This is a genomic window from Mesorhizobium sp. M7A.F.Ca.CA.004.06.1.1 (assembly GCF_003999135.1).
GTDB lineage: Bacteria > Pseudomonadota > Alphaproteobacteria > Rhizobiales > Rhizobiaceae > Mesorhizobium.
Genome location: NZ_RZPQ01001067.1, coordinates 1 through 1,504, shown reverse-complemented (window position 1 = coordinate 1,504; position 1,504 = coordinate 1). Strand labels below are relative to the sequence as shown.

Annotated in this window: 2 pseudogenes; both read left to right on the top strand. The window is 65.0% G+C overall.

What is annotated here, in order from left to right:
• Positions 1 to 807 (top strand): annotated as a pseudogene (locus EN906_RS33880) (methyl-accepting chemotaxis protein); the annotation flags it as partial.
• A 235-nt stretch (positions 808 to 1,042) separates the two neighbouring features.
• A pseudogene (locus EN906_RS33875) lies at positions 1,043 to 1,504 on the top strand (hypothetical protein); the annotation flags it as partial.

Below are 1,504 nucleotides of genomic sequence, written 5' to 3'. Positions count from 1 at the left end.
GGCGCAGGAGTTTTCCGAAGACCGGCTCGGCGCCCAGACGCTGGCCGACAAGCGCAACGAGGCCAAGGCGCTGACCAGGTTCGTGTCCTACGAAAAGGATGGCGGGCTGCTCAAATATGTCGTCGACCAGACGCAGTTGGCCGACTGGCTGGACCGCAGCCGCAACCGGCTGGCGGCACTCGGCGACGTGCTCGATCCCGCCCGCTTCGTGCCTTCGCTGACGCCGATGCGCTCCAACCAGGGCTGGTCGATGACCATCTCGCTGCCGGAGCCGGCGACCGCCATCTCCTGGCGCATGGGCGACAGCGGCCCGTTCACCGACACCGGTTTCCTGGCCATGAACGACCAGACGACCGGCAAGCCGATGGCCAATCCGAGCTTCGAGATGCCCGACAGCACCGTGGCGGGGATCATCGCCATCAAATATCTCGACATCAGGGGCCGCGAGACCGGCCCGTTCGACATCCGCTTCGACCCGGAGACCGCGCTCCAGCAAGGCAACAAGCAGATCCTCGACCAGTTCTGGACCTCGTGGATCGCTTTCGATGCCAGCGGCAATCATGGGCTGGTCTACTTCACCCAGATGCTGTCCTACCGCTGCGCCATCAAGCAGGTGCATTACAGCCTGAACGGCGCGGCGCTCGACAAGGAGATCAAGATGCCGCCCTGCGACAAGAAGGACCCTTACGCCATCCCCTACGACTACCAGCCCTATTCAAGGTCGCCGACAGCGTGAAATCGATGTCGGTGCAGGTCACCTACACCGACGACACCAAGTCGCCGGTGCGGGAATACAAGCGGCAGTAGAGGCGCCCACCCTCCCCCTTGTGGGGAGGGTCGATCCGCCCAGCGGATCGGGGTGGGGGTGACGCCGGCGCCAGACCCCCACCCCGTCGAACGATCTCCGCTTCGCTCCGGCCGCTCGCCGACCCTCCCCACAAGGGGGAGGGTGAAAGGGCGCTGATGCAAAATGCCTGTCGCAGTGCTTGCGCAGGTGCCGCCGAACAGGCCAGTTTGCGCCTGCAGAATCGGTGAGAGCGCAATGACCATCCACACCATCAAGGCCCGGGGCATTTCGGTTTCGCTCGACCTCACGGTCGGCCACATCGCCGACATGGTCGTCGAGGGTGGCGGGCGGCAGCTGAAGCCGCTGCACCGCGCACCCTGGGTCGATGCGAACGAGACACTGCCGGACAATTTGCCGGAAGGCACCGTTCGGCTGTCCGGCGATTTCCTCTGCGCGCCGTTTTCGCGCAGCGATGTCGAGGAAGCGCCGCTGCATGGCTGGCCGGCCAACAGCGCCTGGGATGTCGTCGAAAGTGCCGCGACAGACGATGGCTGGCGCGCGGTCTATCGCCTGCGGCACAAGGTGATGGGCGCTTCGATCGACAAGATCCTGACGCTGCGCGACGGCCATCCCTTCCTCTACCAGGAACATGTGTTTTCCGGCGGCCATGGTGCGATTTCGGTCGCGCATCACCCGATGACGACAATGACGGGCCGC